Consider the following 19,566-nt stretch of genomic DNA (forward strand, 5'->3'; position numbering starts at 1 on the left):
CGTCGTAGACGGCGTCAGCCGCGCTTGTCCCGGTCGGTCGCTTCGGCCTCGGCCTCCGCCTGCTTGGCCTGCACCTCGGGGTCGAGGGCGGCCTGACCGCTGCCGTCGACCGAGGTCAGCGGCGTGCTGTCGGGCACCTCCGTGGCCGCGGGCGGCTCGACCAGCCAGTCGGGGTTGGCCTGCTTGTCCCACCACTTCCACGCGGCCACGGCACCGCCGGCGAGCAGGCCGAGGACAGCGAGCCGCTTGACGAGGCGGCCCCTCTTGGCCCTGCGCTCGTGCTTGCGTACCAGACGCTGGATCTCTCCCGCCGAGACCTGACCGCGCAGCGCGGCGAGAGCCGCCGTGCCACGGGACGTGGCCTCCTCGCGGACGGGCTGCGCGGCGGCGACCGCCTGCTCGATGCGGGGCCTGGAGTAGTCGGCGGCCTGGCGGGCGGCCTTGCGGGTACGGGCGGCGGCTTCGTGTGCGGCGTGGTCGACCTTCGGCGGCACATGGGTGCGGGCCTGCTCGACACGGGGGGCGACGTGGGCGCCGTACTGCACGCGGGCCTGTTCGGCGGCCTGCTGGGCAGCAGAAGACACCTTGGGTGCGATGCGTACGCGCGCTTCGTGGGCGTAATGAGTGGCCCGGTCCTTGGCCGTGTCGGCGTAAGGTGCCACCGCGTCCGCGGCGTGACGCACGCTGTCCTTGGCCGAGCCGGTCGCGGCGCGCACGCTGTCGATGCGGGTCACGGGATCCTCCTCCTCGGTGGCGTATAGGTATGTCACCTTTCCACCCTTTCAGGGATCATGCCTTTCGGATCGCTCCGATGACATGCGAGGGCGGGCATCCGGGTCATGGAAGCTGACCCCGGCATTCTGAGTTCCTGTTTTCGCGCGTTTCAGTCTCTGAACCAGGCAAAATCTCTGCGGCGGAGAGCTCCCGGCCGACAATGCCACGGATCCCTCCGGTGCGCGCCCGGTCGGTGGCTACTCGTCCCAATCCGGTCCGTGCGAGGATCGGGGTGTCACAGAAGACAACGGAAGGCAGATCGTGGCTGAGCAGCTTTACGCCACCCTGAAGACCAACCAGGGCGACATCGAGGTCCGGCTTCTGCCGAACCACGCGCCCAAGACGGTCAAGAACTTTGTTGAGCTCGCTCAGGGCGAGCGCGAGTGGGTCCACCCCGCGACCGGCAAGAAGACCTCGGACCGCCTGTACGACGGCACCGTCTTCCACCGGGTGATCAGCGGTTTCATGATCCAGGGCGGCGACCCGCTGGGCAACGGCACCGGTGGCCCCGGCTACGAGTTCGAGGACGAGTTCCACCCGGACCTCGCCTTCGACAAGCCGTACCTGCTGGCGATGGCCAACGCCGGTCCGGGCACCAACGGCTCGCAGTTCTTCGTGACTGTCTCGCCGACGGCGTGGCTGACCCGCAAGCACACGATCTTCGGCGAGGTCACCAACGACGCCAGCAAGAAGGTCGTGGACGCCATCGGGGGCACCCAGACCAACCCGCGCACCGACCGCCCGGTCAACGACGTGGTCATCGAGTCCGTGGTCATCGAGACCCGCGACGCCTGACCTGCGCGTACCCGCGCGTTCCGCGAGGGAACCAAACCGCCCCGCCCATCCGTAAGGAAGGGCGGGGCGGCGCGTTGCCACGTGTGCCGTCGCAGTGCCTTCGTACGGAGATTGAGGGGACCCCATGGACCAGGCGCCAGGCAGCCCGGAGGAGCCACAAGGGGCGGCGGACGTGCCCTCCTGCTACCGGCACCCGGACCGTGAGACCGGCATCACCTGCACGCGCTGCGAGCGCCCCATCTGCCCCGAATGCATGGTCAGCGCCTCGGTCGGCTTCCAGTGCCCCGAGTGCGTCCGTGGCGGTTCGGGCACGGGCCACGCGCCGACCGCCAACCAGCCGCGCACGGTCGCGGGTGGCACGGTCGCCGCCGACCCGCGCCTGGTCACCAAGATCCTGGTGGGGTTGAACCTCGCCCTGTTCCTCGTGCAGCTTTCAGTGGGGGACAGCTTCACCGACCGGTTCTCCCTGCTGGGCCGGGCCTACGTCCCGGAGTTCGGCACGGTCGAGGGCGTCGCCGAGGGCCAGTGGTACCGCCTGGTGACGTCGATGTTCCTGCACAGCAGCTACATGCACATCGCGTTCAACATGCTCAGCCTGTGGTGGATCGGCGGCCCGCTGGAAGCCGCACTCGGCCGCGTCCGCTACCTCGCGCTGTATGCGGCGTCGGGTCTCGCGGGCAGCGCGCTGACGTATCTGCTCGCGGAGCCGAACGTGGGCTCCGTCGGAGCGTCCGGCGCCATCTTCGGCCTCTTCGGTGCGACCGCCATTCTGATGAAGCGGCTGAACTACGACCTGCGGCCGGTCATCGCGCTGCTTGTGATCAACATGATGATCACCATCTTCTGGCCCAACATCGCCTGGCAGGCGCACGTGGGCGGGCTCGTCGGCGGTCTCATCGTCGGCTACGCGATGGTGCACGCGCCCCGCGAGCGGCGGAACCTCATCCAGTACGGCAGCTGTGCGCTGGTGCTGCTCGCGACGGTGGTCATGGTCGTCATGAGGACCGCCGAGCTCACCTGACGTACTGACGTTGTCCACAGCGTGTGCCGGATCTTGTGCATGCTGTGGGGAACAACCGTGCCCCCTGTCGCTGACCTGGGTTTCCCCAGGAAGGACAAGGGGCACGCGGCGAACAGAGTTCCGGTCGGCCAGTCACACCGGCGTCAACCGGCCGAAGGTTATCCACAGATCTTCAGACCTTTTCCCCATGTGGATAGCGCTGTGGATAACTCAGGGCAAGGCTTGCGTCGGAGCAGGGGGTTCGGGGCATGCGGAAGCTGAGGCAGGACCAGGCCTGCCTCAGCCGGGGAAGCCTACTTCCACTGGGTGGAGACGCCGAACCCCGCGGCGATGAAGCCGAAGCCCACCACGATGTTCCAGTTGCCCAGCGGATCGATCGGCAGCTTTCCGTCCGTGACGTAGAAGACGACGATCCAGGCGAGGCCGATGAGGAACATCGCCAGCATCACCGGAGCCACCCAGCTGCGATTCGTCAGCTTGATGGTCGTCGCCTTCTTCGCGGGCGGCGGCGTGTAGTCGTCTGCCTTCTTGCGGATACGTGACTTCGGCACGAGGGTCTCTCCTGTCGATGCGCTGCGTGGCCGCGCAGGTAACTGTTGTCTGGCGCCGGGCGGGACGTCACGGGGAGCTGAAGCCTCCCCCGGGCGTCCGTTAGCGTAGTGCTTCCGCGGCGTCGAAGGAGATAAGGGTACGTTGAGCAATTCTGCCGACTCCCACAAAGGTCCCGTTCGGCGCCCCCGATGGCGTCCGGTTCGGGTGCTTACGGGTGCTGTTTTCGCTCTCGCCGGGCTGATCTTCTTCACCAGTTTCAACACGGCCAAGGGCACCAACATTCGTACCGATGCCTCGCTGCTGAAACTCTCCGACCTCATTCAGGAGCGCAGCCACAAGAACGGCGCCCTCGACGAGTCCAACGGAACGCTGCGCGACGACGTCGAGTCGCTCGCCCAGCGAGACGGCGGCGGCACCAAGGCGGACGACGCCCGGCTCGACGCGCTGGAGGAGAACGCCGGCACCAAGAAGCTCAACGGCAAGGCGGTCACGGTCACCCTCGCCGACGCCCCGCCCAACGCCACCGCCAAGCTCCCCGGCTACCCCGAGCCCCAGCCCAACGACCTGGTCATCCACCAGCAGGACCTCCAGGCCGTGGTCAACGCCCTCTGGAAGGGCGGCGCCAAGGGCATCAAGGTCATGGATCAGCGCCTGATCTCCACGAGCGCCGTGCGCTGCGTCGGCAACACCCTGATCCTCCAGGGCCGCGTCTACTCCCCGCCGTACAAGGTGACCGCGGTCGGCGACCCCGACAAGCTCAGGACCGCCCTCGCGGCCTCCCCCGAGATCCAGAACTACATGCTCTACGTCAACGCGTACGGTCTCGGCTGGAAAGTGGACGACGACGGAGCGGTGACTCTTCCCGGCTACTCGGGCACAGTGGATCTCCACTACGCGAAGCCCGCGGAGTAGCCGCACCTGGGGGGACCCGTGTCCGTGCGCGTGCTCGTCAGGACGTTCAGCGAACTGTGCATCACCGTCGGGACGCTGATCGTGCTCTTCGTCGTGTACGTCCTGTTCTGGACCGGTGTGAAGGCCGACAGCGCCATGGACAGCCAGATCGACGAGTTGCAGGACCGGTGGGCGCGGGGCGCGGTCTCCACGGGGGCGGACGACAAGCCCACCGGGACCCCGCCGGACTCCTCTCCGGACTCCTCTCCGGGCTCGTTGGACGAACCCGCCCCCTACAAGGACGGCAAAGCCTTCGCCGTCATGTACATCCCGCGGTTCGGTTTCACGTGGAACAAGCCCGTGCTCCACGGCACCGGCACCGACGTCCTCAAGAAGGGCCTCGGCCACTACGCCTCCACGGCCCGCCTCGGCCAGAAGGGCAACTTCGCCGTGGCGGGCCACCGCCGCACCTACGGCGACCCCTTCAAGGACTTCCCGGAACTGCGCCCCGACGACGCCGTGGTCCTCACCGACGGCGCGACCTGGTTCACGTACCGCATCGACAGGAAGCCCTACAGGACGCTCCCCGGCGACATCGACGTCATTGATCCCGTGCCGCGCAGATCCGGCTATGACGGCCCGGGCCGTTACCTCACCCTTACGACCTGTGAACCAGAGTGGGGCCACAGTCACCGGCTGATCGTCTGGGCACATCTGGACGCGACCCAGCCCGTGGAGGCCGGGAAACCGGAGGCACTGCGCCGTTAGTCTGGTGCGGTACGGCGAGGGAGGCCCCGCCGTACGCGACGGAAGGGACGGCATGTACGGCTGGATCTGGCGGCATCTGCCGGGAAACGCATGGGTGAGGGCACTGGTTTCCCTGGTGCTCGTCCTCGCGGTGGTCTATGTGCTGTTCCAGTACGTCTTCCCGTGGGCGGAGCCGCTGCTGCCCTTCAACGACGTCACCGTGGACGGCCAGTGAGCGCCGCCGGCGGCCCCAGCCGCAGCCGCATTCTCGTCGTGGACAACTACGACAGCTTCGTCTTCAACCTCGTCCAGTACCTGTACCAGCTGGGCGCCGAGTGCGAGGTCCTGCGCAACGACGAGGTCGAGCTGCGGCACGCGCAGGACGGCTTCGACGGCGTACTGCTGTCGCCCGGCCCCGGCACCCCGGAGCAGGCGGGCGTCTGCGTCGAGATGGTGCGCCACTGCGCCACCACCGCCGTGCCCGTCTTCGGCGTCTGCCTCGGCATGCAGTCCATGGCCGTGGCGTACGGCGGAGTGGTGGACCGCGCCCCCGAGCTCCTGCACGGCAAGACCTCGCTCGTCCGCCACGAGGGCAAGGGCGTCTTCGCCGGTCTGCCGTCCCCGTTCACCGCGACCCGCTACCACTCGCTCGCCGCCGAGCCCACCACCGTCCCGGCCGACCTGGAGGTCACCGCGCGCACGGAGGACGGCATCATCATGGGCCTGCGCCACCGGGAACTCGCGGTCGAGGGCGTCCAGTTCCACCCGGAGTCCGTGCTGACCGAGCACGGCCACCTCATGCTGGCCAACTGGCTGGTGGAGTGCGGCGACACCGGAGCCGTCGCCCGATCGAGCGGGCTCGCCCCGGTGGTGGGCAGGGCCACGGCGTGACGGACCTGCGCCCCGAGCGCGACTCCTCCGGAGCCCCGTACGACGCGAGTGACGCGTACGGGGACGACGGTGCGTTCGAGGCGGCGGTCGATCACCTGGAGGACCCCCTGACGGATCCGTTGCCGGGGCAGCACCCCTCACCGTGGTTCCGCAGCGGCAGCGGCAGCGCGGAGCCGGAGCAGCAGACATCGGCCGAGCAGCAGGCACCCGCCCGACCACAGGGGACTGCCGAGCCGCAGACGCCCGCCGAGCCGCGGGAACAGGAGCGGTACGACGCCGAGCCCACGTACGAGCAGCTGTACGGTGCCTACGTCCCGGAACAGCCCGCTCCCGTACCCGACGACGAGACCGTGGGCCTGCGGACCGCCGACACGCGGCGAATAGCGCAACCAGACCCCACCGAAGGCCGGGCCGCCCGCCGCAAGGCCGCCAAGAAGGGCGGCAGGCGCCCCGCGGAGTCGCCGCCGAGTGCCGCCCCCCTGTCGCGCGTCGAGGCCCGCCGCGCGGAGCGTGCCCGCAGGCCGTCCCCGGGCGCGGTGATCAGCCGGGGGCTCGGCGAGGTCTTCATCACGGTCGGCGTCCTGATGCTCCTCTTCGTCACGTACCAGCTCTGGTGGACGAACATCCGTGCCCAGCAGCAGGCCGACGGAGCCGCGCACGACCTCCAGGAGAGCTGGGCGCAGGGCAAGGGCAAGCCCGGCAGCTTCGAGCCGGGACAGGGCTTCGCTCTCCTCCACATTCCGCGCCTGGACGTCGTCGTGCCGGTCGCCGAGGGCATCGACAAGCAGCAGGTCCTCGACCGCGGCATGGTCGGCCACTACAACGAAGGCGCCACCAAGACCGCGATGCCGGAGGCGGAGAAGGGCAACTTCGCGGTCGCGGGCCACCGGAACACGCACGGCGAGCCGTTCCGCTACATCAACCGCCTGGAGCCGGGCGACCCGATCGTCGTCGAGACGCAGGACACGTACTTCGTCTACAAGATGGCGAGCATCCTGCCGCAGACCGCGCCCAGCAACACGAGTGTGATCGGCCCCGTGCCGCCGGGTTCGGGCTTCACCAAACCCGGCCGGTACATCACACTGACCACCTGCACCCCGGAATTCACGAGTAAGTATCGAATGATCGTCTGGGGCAAGATGGTCGAGGAGCGACCGCGCGACAAGGGCAAACCGAGCGCGCTCGTGAACTAGAACGGTGAGAACGGGGCGGAACCAGTGGCAGCCACGACCGATGACGAGAAGCAGGACGAGGCGCCCGCGCCGGCCCCCGCACCACGGCGCCGCGGCCGCGGTCCCATCGCCACGGCGGTCAGCGTCTTCGGTGAACTTCTCATCACCGCGGGCCTCGTGCTCGGTCTCTTCGTCGTCTACTCCCTGTGGTGGACCAACGTCATAGCGGACCGCGAGGCGCACAAACAGGGCGACCGCGTGCGTGACCACTGGGCGAGCGGCCCCGGCTCCATCGACACCAAGGACGGCATCGGCTTCCTGCACGTACCGGCGATGGGCAGCGGCGAGGTGCTGGTCAAGGCGGGTACGGGCAACAAGATCCTCAACGACGGCGTGGCCGGTTACTACAAGGACCCGGTCAAGTCGGCGCTGCCCGAGGACAAGGAAGGCAACTTCACGCTGGCCGCGCACCGCGACGGGCACGGCGCGAAGTTCCACAAGATCGACAAGATCGAAAAGGGCGACGCGATCGTCTACGAGTCCCGGGACAAGTGGTACGTCTACAAGGTCTACGCGACGCTGCCCGAGACCTCGAAGTACAACGTGAAGGTCCTGAACCCCGTCCCCAAGGAATCGGGCGTGAAGAAGCCGGGCCGCTACATCACGCTGACGACCTGCACGCCCGTCTACACCTCCCGCTACCGGTACGTCGTGTGGGGTGAGCTGGAGCGCATCGAGAAGGTGGACAGCAAGCGGACGCCTCCGGCGGAGCTGAAGTAGCCCGGACAACAGAGGCAGCAACGCAGAAGCCCCGGTACCGCTGAGCGGTGCCGGGGCTTCTCCGTGTGCGTCACGGGCGGGTCGGGTCAGTCCCACCAGTGGTCGTCGCGGTGGCCGTTGTTGCCGTTGGTCAGGCCGCCGACGATGCCGCCTCCACCGTCCCCGCCGCCGATGCCGTTGTCTCCGCCGCCGCCCGCGGTGGTCAGGTTGACCGCCGTGCCGGGCTCCGCCTTCTCACCGGCGTTGGGCGTGGACAGGACCACGAGGGCGTCGTCGTCCTGCGGGCCCTGGATGGTGCCGACGCTCAGCCCCGCGTCCTCGATGGCCTTGCGCGCGTCCTTCAGCTTCTGGCCGGTGAGAGGCGGCACCGTGGCCTCTTCGGCCGCCTTGGCGACCTGGACGTTGACCGTGGAGCCGGGGTCGGCGGGCGTACCTGCCCCGGGCGTGGTCTTGATGACCTTGCCCTCATCGACGTCCTCGCTGGCGACGTCCTGGCGGGCCGGAGTGAAGCCGCTGTCCGTGATCTGCTTCGCGGCCGCGTCGTAGTCGAGTCCTGCGACGTCCGGGACGGTCTCCTGCTTCTTCTCCTTGGCGACGGTGAGCGTGATCTTCTCGCTCTTCTCCGCCTTGGTGTCGCCCTCGGGGTTCTGCCGGATGACCTTGTTGGGGGTCCGGTCGGACTCCTCGGTCGCCTTCTCGATGTTGGTGAAGCCCTTGTCCTGGAGCTGCTTCTCGGCGACTTCGTAGCTGAGGCCCTGCACGTCCGGGACGGTGATCTTCGGCGAGCCCGTCGAGACGGTCACCGTGATGGTGTCGCCCTTCTTGACGTCGGCGTTCACTCCGGGGTCCTGGTCGCAGACCTCGCCCTTCGGGAACTTGGCGCACCGCTTGCGCTCGCCGACCTCAAACTTCAGGCCGACGTTCGTGGCGGACCTCTTGGCCTCGGCCTCGGACTCGCCGACGAGCTTCGGGGCCTTGATCGTCCCGTCACCCCCGCCGTCCCCGCCGAAGACGGACTTCCCGATGAGGATCGCGCCCACCAGGACGAGGATGCCGGCGAGGACGAGCAGCCACGTCGAGATGTTGCTCTTCTTCTGACGGCGGCCGCGGCCCTCGTCGTAGCCGTAGCCCCCGTCGTCCGGGTTGACCGGCGGGAGCATGGAGGTCTGGCCCCCGCCGTTCTGCGGGCGGAGCATGGCGGTCTGCTGGTCGTCCGGATTGCCGCCGTAGCCCACCGCGCCCATGGCTGCGGTGGCGGCGACGGGCTGGCCGTCGAGGCAGGCCTCGATGTCGGCGCGCATCTCGTCGGCCGACTGGTAGCGGTAGTCCGGGTCCTTGGTGAGGGCCTTCAGGACGATGGCGTCCATCTCCGGCGTGATCTCGCCGTCGAAGACGCTCGGGGCCTGCGGCTCCTCACGTACGTGCTGGTAGGCCACGGCGACCGGGGAGTCGCCCACGAAGGGCGGCCGGACGGTGAGCAGTTCGTAGAGGAGACAGCCGGTGGAGTAGAGGTCGGAGCGGGCGTCGACCTGCTCGCCCTTGGCCTGCTCCGGCGAGAGGTACTGCGCCGTGCCGATGACCGCTGCGGTCTGCGTCATCGTCATGCCGGACTCGCCCATCGCGCGGGCGATGCCGAAGTCCATGACCTTGACCTGGCCGTTGCGCGTCAGCATGACGTTCGCCGGCTTGATGTCGCGGTGCACGATGCCGTTGCGGTGCGAGTACTCCAGGGCCTGGAGGATGCCGATCGTCATCTCCATGGCCCGCTCGGGCAGCAGCTTGCGGCCCGAGTGAAGCAGCTCACGCAGCGTGGAGCCGTCGACGTACTCCATCACGATGTACGGGATCGAGACCCCGTCCACGTAGTCCTCGCCGGTGTCGTAGACCGCGACGATCGCCGGGTGGTTCAGCGAGGCGGCCGACTGGGCCTCACGGCGGAACCGGGCCTGGAAGGACGGGTCGCGCGCGAGGTCCACCCGCAGCGTCTTCACCGCCACGGTGCGGCCGAGCCGAGTGTCGTGCGCGAGGTACACCTCGGCCATGCCACCACGGCCGAGCACCTGGCCCAGCTCGTACCGGCCGCCGAGGCGACGCGGCTCTTCCATAGCTAATCCAGCCCTCTCCGTCGGTCCCGACCGCACCGTTGTGTGGTCCGGCGGTGTGCTGTCCGGGCATACGGTACCCGGCTCCACTTACGTGACCCGGCCGCGACCGTCACCCGATACCGGACCGGTACCGCAACGTGCACCGATGTGGAGGGGCCGTGACGGGGGTCACTTCTTGCTGTCGATGACTGCCTTCATCACGTTCTTGGCGATCGGTGCGGCGAGGCCGCCGCCGGAGATGTCCTGGCGGCTGGCGTCGCTGTCCTCGACCACCACGGCGACGGCGACCGGCGACCCGGAGTCCGTCTTCGCGTACGAGATGAACCAGGCGTACGGGTTCTTGCTGTTCGCGACGCCGTGCTGTGCCGTACCCGTCTTGCCGCCGACGGTGACGCCGGGGATCTGCGCCATGGTTCCGGTGCCGGACTTGACGACCGTCTCCATCATTTCCTGGAGTTTCTGCGCGTTCTCCTTCGAGAGCGGCTCGCTCATCTCCTTCGGCGAGTGCTTCTCGACCACGTCGAGGTTGCGCGCCTGCAGCTCGCTGACCATGTACGGCTCCATGAGCGTGCCGTCGTTGGCGATCGCGGAAGCGACCATGGCCATCTGCAGCGGGGTCGCGGCGGTCTCGAACTGGCCGATGGAGGACAGCGCGGTCTGCGGTCGGTCCATCTCCTCGGGGAAGTTGGAGGCGTTGGAGCGGACCGGGACGAACTGCTGCTCGTTGAAGCCGAACTTCTTCGCCGTCTCCAGCATCTTGTCCTTGCCGAGATCGGAGCCGATCTTGCCGAAGACGGTGTTGCAGGAGACCCGCAGCGCCTCACGCATCGAGGCGTTCTTGCAGGGCAGGTCGCCCTCGTTCTTCAGCGGCTGCGTGGTGTTCGGCATCGTCCACGGCAGCGGGGAGTCCGTCTTCTCGTCGATGCCGTCGTACAGGCCGTGCTCCAGGGCGGCCGCCGCCGTGACCACCTTGAAGGTGGAGCCGGGCGGGTAGGTCTCGCGCAGTGCGCGGTTGACCAGCGGTTTGTCCTTGCTCTTGTCGAGGTCGAGGAACTTCTGGGCCTCGTCGTTGGTGTTGCCGGCGAAGTCTCCCGGGTCGTACGAGGGAGTGGACGCCAGCGCCAGGATCGCGCCCGTGGACGGGTCGATCGCGGCGACCGCGCCCTTGCCGCGGCCCTTCAGGCCGTCGTACGCGGCCTTCTGGGCGGCGCCGTTGAGGGTCGTGACGACATTGCCGCCCTCCTTCTTCTCCCCGGTCAGCATGTCGAGCGTGCGGCGGAAGAAGAGCCGGTCGTCGTTGCCGGTGAGAATGCCGTCGTCGATGCTCTCCAGCTGGGTGGCACCGATGCGCTGCGACGAGTACCCGGTGACGGGGGCCCACATGGGCCCGTCCTTCCAAGTGCGCTTGTACTTGAGGTCGCTGCCCGGGGTGGACTTGGAGCCGGTGATGGGCTTGCCGTCGACGATGATGTCGCCGCGCGGCTGGGCGTAGCGCTCGATGGTGACGCGGCGGTTCTTCTCGTGCTTGGCCAGGGAGTCGGCCTGCACGTACTGGAGCCAGTTGTCCCGGGCGAGCAGGGCGAGGACGAGCAGCCCGCAGAAGATCGCGATCCGGCGCAGGGGCTTGTTCACGGTCGGACCACCTGGGTCATTTCGGCGTCGGGGTTCGGGGCGGGGGACGGGGCGGGACGGCGCGCGGTGTCGCTGATCCGGATCAGGATGCCGACCAGGGCCCAGTTGGCGATGACGGAGGAACCGCCGTATGCCAGGAAGGGCATGGTCATACCCGTCAGCGGGATCAGGCCCATGACGCCGCCGGAGACGACGAAGACCTGGATGGCGAAGGCTCCGGAGAGACCGATCGCGAGGAGCTTGCCGAACGGGTCGCGGGCGGCGAGCGCCGTGCGGACGCCGCGCTCGACGATCAGGCCGTAGATGAGCAGGATCGCCATCACACCGGCGAGACCCATTTCCTCACCGAAGGTGGCGAGGATGAAGTCGGAGTTGGCGGCGAAGCCGATGAGGTCGGAGTTGCCCTGGCCGAGGCCGGTGCCGAGGACGCCGCCGGAGCCGAAGGCCATCAGCGACTGGGCGATCTGGTCGGTCTGGGCGAGCGTCGAGTCGGAGAACGGGTTGAGCCAGGCGTCCACACGCTGCTGCACGTGGGGCTCGAACGAGGCCACACCGACGGCGCCGACGGCGGACATCAGCAGACCGAACACGATCCAGCTGGTGCGCTCCGTGGCCACGTAGAGCATCACGACGAACATGCCGAAGAACAGCAGCGACGTACCGAGGTCGGTCTCGAAGACCAGGATGAGGATGGACATCGCCCAGACCATCACGATCGGGCCGAGGTCGCGTCCGCGCGGGAGGTAGAGACCCATGAAGCGGCGGCTGGCCAGGGCGAGCGCGTCGCGCTTCACCATCAGGTACCCGGCGAAGAAGATCGCGATGACGATCTTCGCGAACTCGCCCGGCTGGATGGAGAACGAGCCGATGCGGATCCAGATCTTGGCGCCGAACACGTTCATGCCGAGGCCCGGCACGAGCGGCAGGAGCAGCAGGACCAGGGCGCCGACCATGGAGATGTACGTGTAGCGCTGCAGGACGCGGTGGTCCTTGAGCAGCAGCAGCACGCCCACGAAGAGCGCGACGCCGATCGCCGAGTACTTCAGCTGGTTCGGCGCGGCCTGGATGAAGTTGTCCCGCTGCTGGAGCTTCTCCGACTGGTCGAGCCGCCAGATGATCACCAGGCCGAGGCCGTTGAGCAGCGTCGCCAGCGGAAGGAGCAGCGGGTCGGCGTACGCGGCGAACTTGCGCACCACGATGTGCCCGACGCCGGCCAGTAGGCCGAGGCCCAGGCCGTAGCCGAGCATGCCCGTGGGCACCTTGCCGTCGAGCGCGAGGCCCACGTTCATGTAGGCGAACAGCGGGATGACGACGGCGAACGCGAGCAGCGCGAGCTCGGTGTTGCGCCTGCTCGGCGCTCCGATCGCGCCGATCGTCGACGTGTGTGTAGTACTACTGCTCATGGCGTGCAGAGGCCCCCAACGGCTGCTTACTGCTTACCGCACAGCGGGACCAGCTTCTGCTCATCCTCGGAGAGGCTGGGGCCGGGTGTGGGAGTCGGTGCGGTCTTGGACTTGTTCTTGTCGGTCGAGTTGTTCTTGTCGTTCTCGTCGGTCCTGGCGTCTCCGCCGGGCGAGGTCGGGTCGGGGGACGGCGCGGTGCGCAGTCCGGTGGTGCCGCCCGCTTCGCCCTCGCCGGTCTTGGCGTTGTTCTCGCGCTCGACCTCGCGACGCTCGGCGTCCTTCTTGCACGCGGTGGCCTGGAGGCTCAGCTCGTCGATCTTGCTCTTGGCCTCGTCGAGACTGTCCTCGGCGATGTTGGCCTCGACCTGCTTGCGCTGGTACGGCGGCAGGTACTTGAGTTCGACCTCGGGGTGATCCTTCTCGACCTTCGACAGGCTGACCCACGCGAGGTCCTGGTCGATACCGCGGTACAGGGCTACGTGCTTGTCCTTCGTGCCCACGTAGTACTGAGTCTGGGTCCATCGGTAGCCGCCGTAGAGACCGCCGCCGATGACGGCGAGAGCAAGCACTCCGTAGAGGGATCTCTTGAGCCACTTGCGGCCGTTACCGGGCTTCTCGAAGTCCTCGTCGTCGTACGCCCCGAAGCTGCCCTCGGGGGCGTACCCCGTGGTGTCGCCGCTGCCGGGCGGGCCGAAGCCGCCCCCTCCCTGGGGAGCCTGCGGCGGCACCGGACGACCGAGGCCCGACGCACGGCCCGCGGGGGTCTGCATCGCGCCGTCGTCCTGCGACTGGAGCTGGTTCTCGGCGACCGCGCCGACCACCACGGGGGTGTCGGACAGCTGGCCCGCCAGGGTGTCGCCGCTGTCGATGTCCAGGACGTCGGCGACGATCACGGTGATGTTGTCGGGGCCGCCGCCGCGCAGCGCGAGCTGGATGAGCTCCTGCACGGTCTCCTGGGGGCCCTGGTAGGACGCGAGGGCGTCCTCCATGGTCTGGTGCGAGACGACTCCGGAGAGGCCGTCCGAGCAGATCAAGTACCGGTCGCCGGCGCGCACTTCGCGGATCGACAGATCGGGCTCCACGTGGTCGCCGCTGCCCAGCGCGCGCATGAGGAGCGACCTCTGCGGGTGGGTGGTGGCCTCCTCCTCGGTGATGCGGCCCTCGTCGACGAGGCGCTGCACCCAGGTGTGGTCCTGCGTGATCTGCGTCAGGACGCCGTCCCGGAGGAGGTACGCGCGCGAGTCGCCGACGTGCACGAGGCCGAGGCGCTGGCCCGTCCACAGGAGGGCGGTCAGGGTGGTCCCCATGCCCTCGAGCTGGGGGTCCTCCTCGACCATCATGCGCAGCTGGTCGTTGGCCCGCTGCACGGCGGTGCCCAGCGACGTGAGGATGTCCGAGCCCGGGACGTCGTCGTCGAGCGTGACGAGCGTCGAGATGACCTCGGAGCTGGCCACCTCACCCGCGGCTTGGCCCCCCATGCCGTCGGCGATCGCGAGGAGACGCGGCCCGGCGTAACCGGAGTCCTCGTTCCCCTCCCGGATCATGCCTTTGTGCGATCCGGCGGCGAAGCGCAAAGACAGACTCATGCGCACCTCGCCCGTCGGCTCCGGGTACATCCGCACGGTGCCCACCCTCCGGTCGGGAGCGAGCCGGCGTCCAGTGCCTGGACAGCCGTTTCGGCTCGCTCGCTCCGCTCGCGCTCTGTCATGACGTAGTACTACTTCCGCAGCTCGATGACGGTCTTGCCGATGCGGATCGCCGTGCCCAGCGGAATGGGCGTCGGGCTGGTGAGTCGGGTCCGGTCGAGATACGTGCCGTTGGTGGACCCGAGATCCTCGACGATCCACTGGCCGTCACGGTCCGGGTAGATCCTGGCATGCCTGCTGGAGGCATAGTCGTCGTCCAGCACGATCGTGGAGTCGTGCGCACGTCCCAGCGTGATGGTCTGCCCCTGCAGCGCGACCGTCGTCCCGGCGAGGATGCCCTCGGAGACGACCAGCTTGCTGGGGGCGCCGCGCCGCGAGCGGCCGCCACCGCCCTGCTGCTGGCGCTGCTGTGGGGGTGCGGCCTGCTGTTGGCGTGCGGCCTGCTGCGGCCGTTCACGCCGGGAACCGCGCTGTGTGACGCGCGTTCCGAACAGGTCGCTGCGGATGACCTGGACGGCCACGATCACGAACAGCCACAGAACGGCCAGGAAACCTAGCCGCATGACCGTCAGGGTCAGCTCTGACATTGCCCCCGCTTCACCCTTCGGCTTGCCGGTAAACGATGGTGGTTTGGCCCACGACGATCCGCGAGCCGTCGCGGAGCGTAGCGCGGGTGGTGTGCTGCCCGTCTACCACGATGCCGTTGGTAGACCCGAGATCCTGGATCGTCGAGGGCGTTCCGGTCCGGATCTCACAGTGCCGACGGGATACGCCGGGGTCGTCGATCCGCACATCGGCGTCGGTGCTGCGACCCAGCACCAGCGTCGGGCGGGAGATCTGATGGCGATTGCCGTTGATCTCGATCCAGCGCCGCACCTGGGCGCCCGGAAGTGGTCCGGCACCGGGGCCCGCGGGCCTGTTCGGAGCCGGGGACTGCCCGCCGGGGCGACCCGCGCCGGGTGGCGGCGCGGCGGGCATGGGAGGTGGGCCTCCGGGAGATCCGCCCCCGGGAGCCCCGGACGGCGGCTGCGGAAAGCCTCCCGCGGCCCCTCCGCCGCCACCCGCGCCGCGGCCGGGGGCCGCCGGGCCGCCGGGGCCCGCGGGGGCGCGCTCGGGCGCCTGGGAGGTGCTGGAGGCGAGGGTGCGGCTGCGCACGCGGTACAGGCCGGTGTCGAGATCCTCGGCCTTCTCCAGGTGGACCTTGATGGGGCCCATGAAGCTGTACCGCTGCTGCTTCGCGTAGTCACGCACCATGCCGGAGAGCTCGTCGCCGAGCTGGCCCGAGTACGGACTCAGTCTTTCGAAGTCGGGGGCGCTCAGCTCGACGATGAAGTCGTTCGGGACGACGGTCCGCTCGCGGTTCCAGATCGTCGCGTTGTTGTCGCACTCCCGCTGGAGCGCGCCGGCGATCTCGACGGGCTGGACCTCGGACTTGAACACCTTGGCGAAGGTGCCGTTGACCAGACCTTCGAGTCGCTGCTCGAACTTCTTCAGGACTCCCATGGGGCACCTCCTCCGTCGTAGTCATCCTGGTACTGCTTACTGATCGTATCCACGCGCCGGGAAATCGGCTGGTTCCCCCTGTCCGCCCAGTCGACGAGTGTCGCCTCTCACAAGACATGCCCGCACCAGCGTCCAAGGACCCTCCGGGACCCCTGATCAAGCCCTGATTCCGGCCCTTGAGCCCCTTACGGGCAGCTGCTCGGGACGTCTGCTCGAGCCTCCTTTTACAAGGGATCGTAGAGGGGGCCCAAAGCCAGTGTCCCGCACCTGGCTGTGGACCTCGGCGAGCTCGGCCGGGGAGAGGTGAATACGGGACCGGGGTGGCGGCGGGTCCGGTTCGCCGTGTGGGGCGGATGAGCCCCGCCCTGGGCCGGGGCAAGGCTTCTGGTGCCGGTTGCCCGCCGAATACGGATGTGAATCCACCCGCTGCAGCGTGCTAATCTTCTGGATGTCGGCAGGCGCTCGCACCACACAGTGAGAGACCCAAAGACAGCACCCATGCGCGGGTGGCGGAATAGGCAGACGCGCTGGATTCAGGTTCCAGTGCCCGAAAGGGCGTGGGGGTTCAACTCCCCCCTCGCGCACCACGAGGAAGCGGTCCTCCTCCGGACGAAAGTCCGGAAGGGGGCCGCTTCTTTTTGTCTCCGCGCGTGACTGCATGTGCCCGCACGAGCTCGCGTGTGCCTTCCTGGCGAGGGCGGTGATGTATGTCACCGAAGTTATCCACAGGCTCTGACGTCGGTCGGCGAGCGGCGGTACCTTCGAGGCCGGACGCGTGGTCGGCCGATGGCCAGCGGGGGGCGGTGAACATGGTGGAGCACAGCGGAAGGATTCCCGGGCAGCGTGGCGAGCGGCTGCCGCGGGTGCGGGGGTTCGCCGAGTGGCCCGCGCAGGGGTCGCCGAAGGCGGAGGGCAAGGCGGTGCGGGGGCGCGTGCCGCGTGTCGCGCACGCGGAGTTCGAGGTGGACGGTGCGCGGCCCGACGCGGTGGCCGCCGTGGAGGAGTCCAACCGCAGCCGGTTGCCCGAACTCACGCCGATCCGGGTCGGCCGGATGACGGCGTCGCCGTTCGCGTTCCTGCGGGGGTCCGCGGGCCTGATGGCGTACGACCTCGCGCGCACCCCGTCGACCGGTATCGGCGCGCAGATATGCGGTGACGCGCATGCGGCGAACTTCGGGTTGTACGGGGACGCGCGGGGCGGTCTCGTCATCGATCTGAACGACTTCGACGAGACGGTGCACGGCCCTTGGGAGTGGGATCTCAAGCGTCTGGCAGCGTCCCTGGTGCTTGCGGGGCGCGAGGCGGGCGCGGCCGAGGACGCCTGCCAGGAGGCGGCGCTGGACGCCGTCGGGGCATACCGCCGCACGATGCGGCTGCTCGCCAAGCTCCCGGTCCTCGACGCGTGGAACGCCATCGCGGACGAGCAGTTGGTGTCCCACACGGACGCGCGTGACCTCCTCGGCACCCTGGAGCAGGTCTCCGAGAAGGCGCGGCACAACACCAGCGCCCGCTTCGCGGCGAAGTCCACGGAACGGGTCGTGAACGGGGACGGCACCGAGGGACGCCGCTTCGTCGACGCGCCGCCCGTGCTGCGGCGCGTGCCGGACGCGGAGGCCGCCTCGGTGGCGGCGGCGTTCGGTGAGTACCGGAGCACGCTGACCGAGGACAGGCTGCCGCTGCTCGCGCGGTACGCGATCCAGGATGTGGCGTTCCGCGTCGTCGGGACGGGCAGCGTCGGGCTGCGGTCGTACGTGGTGCTGCTCCTCGACCACCGGGGGGAGCCGCTGGTGCTCCAGGTCAAGGAGACGCGGCCCTCCGTGCTGCTGCCGCACCTGCCGGTGGCCGGCTTCAAGGCGCCGGAGACCGTGCACGAAGGGCACCGGGTGGTGCTCGGCCAGAAACGGATGCAGGTCGTCAGCGACTTCCTGCTCGGGTGGACGACGGTCGGCGGACGGCCCTTCCAGGTACGGCAGTTCAGGAACCGCAAGGGCAGCGTCGACCCGGCCGAGCTGGCAGCGGACCAGCTGGACGACTACGGCCGCATGACCGGCGCCCTGCTGGCCCGCGCACACGCGCACAGCGCGGACCCGCGCCTCATAGCGGGGTACTGCGGGAAGAACGACGAGCTGGACGAGGCGATGGCGCGGTTCGCGACGGCGTACGCGGACCGTACGGAGGCCGATCACGCGCTGCTGGTGCGGGCGGTCAAGGAGGGGCGGGTGGCGGCGGAGTCAGGGGTGTGACAGGGGAGTGTCCGGGCGTGGCGCGGGCGGGTTTCCTGGACCGGGCCTTGTGTGGCCTAGGCTGGACGAGTGACGACCCCGGAAGCCGAGCCGACGCAGCCCGAGACGCCCGAGACTCCCTCGCAGGGAGCGCGGCAGCCGGGCTCCGAAGGGCGGCTCAAGGAGCAGCTGAAGGCACGGCTCAGGGAGAGGTCCGAGGCACGCTCGGACGGGTCGGAAGAGCGCGGTGAGCCGCGTCCCGCCGACGAGACCCCCAGGGAACGCCCTGAGGAACGGCTCGAAAGGGCCGTGCGCGCCGCCGAACAGGCACTGATCGAGTACGAGATCGCGCTGGAGACCTTCCGCGTGGAGGTGGAGAACTTCTCCCGCCTGCACCACCAGAAGCTCGGCCCGATGTACGCGCGCCTCGACGAGCTGGACGCGGAGATCGCCGAGGCCACCGCTGCCCGCACCGGTGACCCGGAGGACCGGCGCAAGGCGGAGGAGGCGCGGGCCCGGGTGATGCCGATGCCCGGCGTCGAGGAGCTGTTCCACGGCTGGATGGACGGCGAGGGGCTCTACCCCGAGGCCGCCGCGATGCTCACCGAGCAGTCGGTGCGGCCGCCGCAGCGGGTGCGCCCCGGCGAGGAGGCCCGCAAGCTCTACCGCGAGCTGGCCCGCAAGGCGCACCCGGATCTGGCGCAGGAGGAGGGCGAGCGGCAGCGGCGCGAGGAGTTCATCACGCGGGTCAACGCGGCGTACGCCCGTGGCGACGAGGCGATGCTGCGGGAGTTGTCCGAGGAGTGGGCCGCGGGCCCCGTCCCCGAGGAGACGCGGCTCACCCGTAGCGAGGAGCTGTACGCCAGGCTCGAGTGGCTCGCCCAGCGCAAGGAGCTCCTGACGGTCCTCGCCAAGGAGCTGGAGGAGAGCGCGATCGGCGGCATGCTGCGGCTCGCTCCCGACGACCCGGACACGCTCCTCGACGAGATCGCCGAGCAACTGCTCGCGCAGGTCTCCGAGCGTGAGGCGGAGCTGGCGCGACTGCGCGACTGACGGGGCGGGCCTTCGGGTAGCGTCGGGGGCATGGCTTTTGGATCTCAGGTGCCCACGGTCGGCGTCGACGACCTCACGAGTGGCGATTTTCTGCTGGACGTCCGTGAGGACGAGGAGTGGCAGGCGGGGCATGCCGCGGACGCGCTGCACATCCCGATGAGCGAATTCGTGGCCCGGTACGGCGAGTTGACCGAGGCCGCGCCGCAGGACGGCAAGGTCAACGTCATCTGCCGGTCCGGCGGGCGCTCCGCGCAGGTCGCCATGTACTTGGGGCAGCAGGGCATCGAGGCGTTCAACGTCGCCGGTGGCATGGAGGCATGGGCGGCCTCGGGGCGGCCCGTGGTGGACGACAAGGGCCAGCCGGGCACCGTGGTCTGAC

At 69.1% G+C, this 19,566-nt stretch carries 18 protein-coding genes and 1 tRNA gene; 11 read left to right on the plus strand and 8 right to left on the minus strand.

Features of this window, described 5'->3' with window-relative positions; all coding sequences use genetic code 11:
- Positions 1–14 precede the first annotated feature (14 nt).
- Positions 15–734: a DUF5324 family protein gene (locus tag NOO62_RS20475; RefSeq protein ID WP_268772335.1), complete on the minus strand. Its 720-nt coding sequence runs from the start codon at positions 732–734 to the stop codon at positions 15–17.
- 301 nt (positions 735–1,035) lie between these two features.
- On the opposite strand from NOO62_RS20475, the gene NOO62_RS20480 reads away from it, so the two are divergent.
- Both NOO62_RS20480 and NOO62_RS20485 read left to right on the plus strand, forming a co-directional pair.
- A complete protein-coding gene (locus NOO62_RS20480) occupies positions 1,036–1,569 on the plus strand; it encodes a peptidylprolyl isomerase (protein WP_150217405.1) in 534 nt (177 codons plus the stop codon).
- 124 nt (positions 1,570–1,693) lie between these two features.
- Complete coding sequence (locus tag NOO62_RS20485; protein ID WP_268772336.1) at positions 1,694–2,590, plus strand: rhomboid family intramembrane serine protease; 897 nt, start codon at positions 1,694–1,696, stop codon at positions 2,588–2,590.
- A 293-nt stretch (positions 2,591–2,883) separates the two neighbouring features.
- On the opposite strand, the gene crgA is transcribed toward NOO62_RS20485, so the two are convergent.
- The gene (crgA, locus tag NOO62_RS20490; RefSeq protein WP_268772337.1) at positions 2,884–3,141 is read right to left on the minus strand and encodes a cell division protein CrgA; all 258 of its coding nucleotides are present in this window, start codon (positions 3,139–3,141) and stop codon (positions 2,884–2,886) included.
- A gap of 142 nt (positions 3,142–3,283) precedes the next feature.
- Between crgA and NOO62_RS20495 the strand changes: the two genes are divergently transcribed.
- The 5 genes from NOO62_RS20495 to NOO62_RS20515 all read left to right on the plus strand — a co-directional run bounded on the left by NOO62_RS20495 (position 3,284) and on the right by NOO62_RS20515 (position 7,623).
- Entirely contained in the window at positions 3,284–4,054 is a 771-nt protein-coding gene (locus tag NOO62_RS20495; protein ID WP_268772338.1) for a DUF881 domain-containing protein, read from the plus strand.
- 24 nt (positions 4,055–4,078) lie between these two features.
- Complete coding sequence (locus NOO62_RS20500) at positions 4,079–4,801, plus strand: class E sortase (RefSeq protein WP_268775703.1); 723 nt, start codon at positions 4,079–4,081, stop codon at positions 4,799–4,801.
- 210 nt (positions 4,802–5,011) lie between these two features.
- Positions 5,012–5,671 carry an aminodeoxychorismate/anthranilate synthase component II gene (locus tag NOO62_RS20505; RefSeq protein WP_268772339.1) on the plus strand — a complete coding sequence of 220 codons (660 nt, stop codon included), beginning with the start codon at positions 5,012–5,014 and terminating at the stop codon, positions 5,669–5,671.
- Positions 5,668–6,864 (plus strand): class E sortase, encoded by a 1,197-nt coding sequence (locus tag NOO62_RS20510; protein WP_268772340.1) that lies wholly within the window; start codon positions 5,668–5,670, stop codon positions 6,862–6,864. The genes NOO62_RS20505 and NOO62_RS20510 overlap by 4 nt, the downstream gene beginning before the upstream one ends.
- 24 nt (positions 6,865–6,888) lie before the next feature.
- On the plus strand, positions 6,889–7,623 hold the full coding sequence (locus NOO62_RS20515; RefSeq protein ID WP_268772341.1) for a class E sortase: 735 nt from the start codon (positions 6,889–6,891) through the stop codon (positions 7,621–7,623).
- A gap of 86 nt (positions 7,624–7,709) precedes the next feature.
- Here the strand turns inward: NOO62_RS20515 and pknB are convergent, their stop codons facing one another.
- The 6 genes from pknB to NOO62_RS20545 all read right to left on the minus strand — a co-directional run bounded on the left by pknB (position 7,710) and on the right by NOO62_RS20545 (position 15,912).
- Positions 7,710–9,728, minus strand: coding sequence for a Stk1 family PASTA domain-containing Ser/Thr kinase (pknB, locus tag NOO62_RS20520; RefSeq protein WP_268772342.1), 2,019 nt, complete (start codon positions 9,726–9,728; stop codon positions 7,710–7,712).
- 168 nt (positions 9,729–9,896) lie between these two features.
- Positions 9,897–11,360, minus strand: coding sequence for a peptidoglycan D,D-transpeptidase FtsI family protein (locus tag NOO62_RS20525; protein ID WP_268772343.1), 1,464 nt, complete (start codon positions 11,358–11,360; stop codon positions 9,897–9,899).
- Complete coding sequence (locus NOO62_RS20530) at positions 11,357–12,763, minus strand: FtsW/RodA/SpoVE family cell cycle protein (protein WP_268772344.1); 1,407 nt, start codon at positions 12,761–12,763, stop codon at positions 11,357–11,359. The genes NOO62_RS20525 and NOO62_RS20530 overlap by 4 nt, the downstream gene beginning before the upstream one ends.
- Before the next feature lie 26 nt (positions 12,764–12,789).
- Positions 12,790–14,349 (minus strand): Stp1/IreP family PP2C-type Ser/Thr phosphatase, encoded by a 1,560-nt coding sequence (locus NOO62_RS20535; RefSeq protein ID WP_268772345.1) that lies wholly within the window; start codon positions 14,347–14,349, stop codon positions 12,790–12,792.
- 131 nt (positions 14,350–14,480) lie between these two features.
- Positions 14,481–14,996 carry an FHA domain-containing protein gene (locus NOO62_RS20540; RefSeq protein WP_268772346.1) on the minus strand — a complete coding sequence of 172 codons (516 nt, stop codon included), beginning with the start codon at positions 14,994–14,996 and terminating at the stop codon, positions 14,481–14,483.
- Positions 14,997–15,006: 10 nt separating this feature from the next.
- Positions 15,007–15,912 (minus strand): FhaA domain-containing protein, encoded by a 906-nt coding sequence (locus NOO62_RS20545; protein ID WP_268772347.1) that lies wholly within the window; start codon positions 15,910–15,912, stop codon positions 15,007–15,009.
- Positions 15,913–16,412: 500 nt separating this feature from the next.
- Between NOO62_RS20545 and NOO62_RS20550 the strand changes: the two genes are divergently transcribed.
- From NOO62_RS20550 to NOO62_RS20565, 4 genes are all read left to right on the plus strand, one after another.
- Positions 16,413–16,499, plus strand: a tRNA-Leu gene (locus NOO62_RS20550).
- Between the two features lie 222 nt (positions 16,500–16,721).
- A complete protein-coding gene (locus tag NOO62_RS20555) occupies positions 16,722–18,155 on the plus strand; it encodes a DUF2252 domain-containing protein (RefSeq protein ID WP_268772349.1) in 1,434 nt (477 codons plus the stop codon).
- A 69-nt stretch (positions 18,156–18,224) separates the two neighbouring features.
- The gene (locus NOO62_RS20560) at positions 18,225–19,187 is read left to right on the plus strand and encodes a hypothetical protein (RefSeq protein WP_414930859.1); all 963 of its coding nucleotides are present in this window, start codon (positions 18,225–18,227) and stop codon (positions 19,185–19,187) included.
- A gap of 48 nt (positions 19,188–19,235) precedes the next feature.
- Positions 19,236–19,565, plus strand: a complete 330-nt coding sequence (locus tag NOO62_RS20565; protein WP_268775705.1) for a rhodanese-like domain-containing protein — start codon at positions 19,236–19,238, stop codon at positions 19,563–19,565.
- The last annotated feature ends 1 nt before the right edge of the window (position 19,566 follow it).

The organism is Streptomyces sp. Je 1-369 (assembly GCF_026810505.1).
GTDB lineage: Bacteria > Actinomycetota > Actinomycetes > Streptomycetales > Streptomycetaceae > Streptomyces.

What these genes read in the sequence shown, in the direction of transcription:
- NOO62_RS20485 (WP_268772336.1), top strand. Translation starts at nt 1,694, where the DNA reads ATGGACCAGGCGCCAGGCAGCCCGGAGGAGCCACAAGGGGCGGCGGAC.
- NOO62_RS20545 (WP_268772347.1), bottom strand. Translation starts at nt 15,912, where the DNA reads ATGGGAGTCCTGAAGAAGTTCGAGCAGCGACTCGAAGGTCTGGTCAAC.
- NOO62_RS20540 (WP_268772346.1), bottom strand. Translation starts at nt 14,996, where the DNA reads ATGTCAGAGCTGACCCTGACGGTCATGCGGCTAGGTTTCCTGGCCGTT.
- pknB (WP_268772342.1), bottom strand. Translation starts at nt 9,728, where the DNA reads ATGGAAGAGCCGCGTCGCCTCGGCGGCCGGTACGAGCTGGGCCAGGTG.
- NOO62_RS20530 (WP_268772344.1), bottom strand. Translation starts at nt 12,763, where the DNA reads ATGAGCAGTAGTACTACACACACGTCGACGATCGGCGCGATCGGAGCG.
- NOO62_RS20555 (WP_268772349.1), top strand. Translation starts at nt 16,722, where the DNA reads ATGGTGGAGCACAGCGGAAGGATTCCCGGGCAGCGTGGCGAGCGGCTG.
- NOO62_RS20535 (WP_268772345.1), bottom strand. Translation starts at nt 14,349, where the DNA reads ATGAGTCTGTCTTTGCGCTTCGCCGCCGGATCGCACAAAGGCATGATC.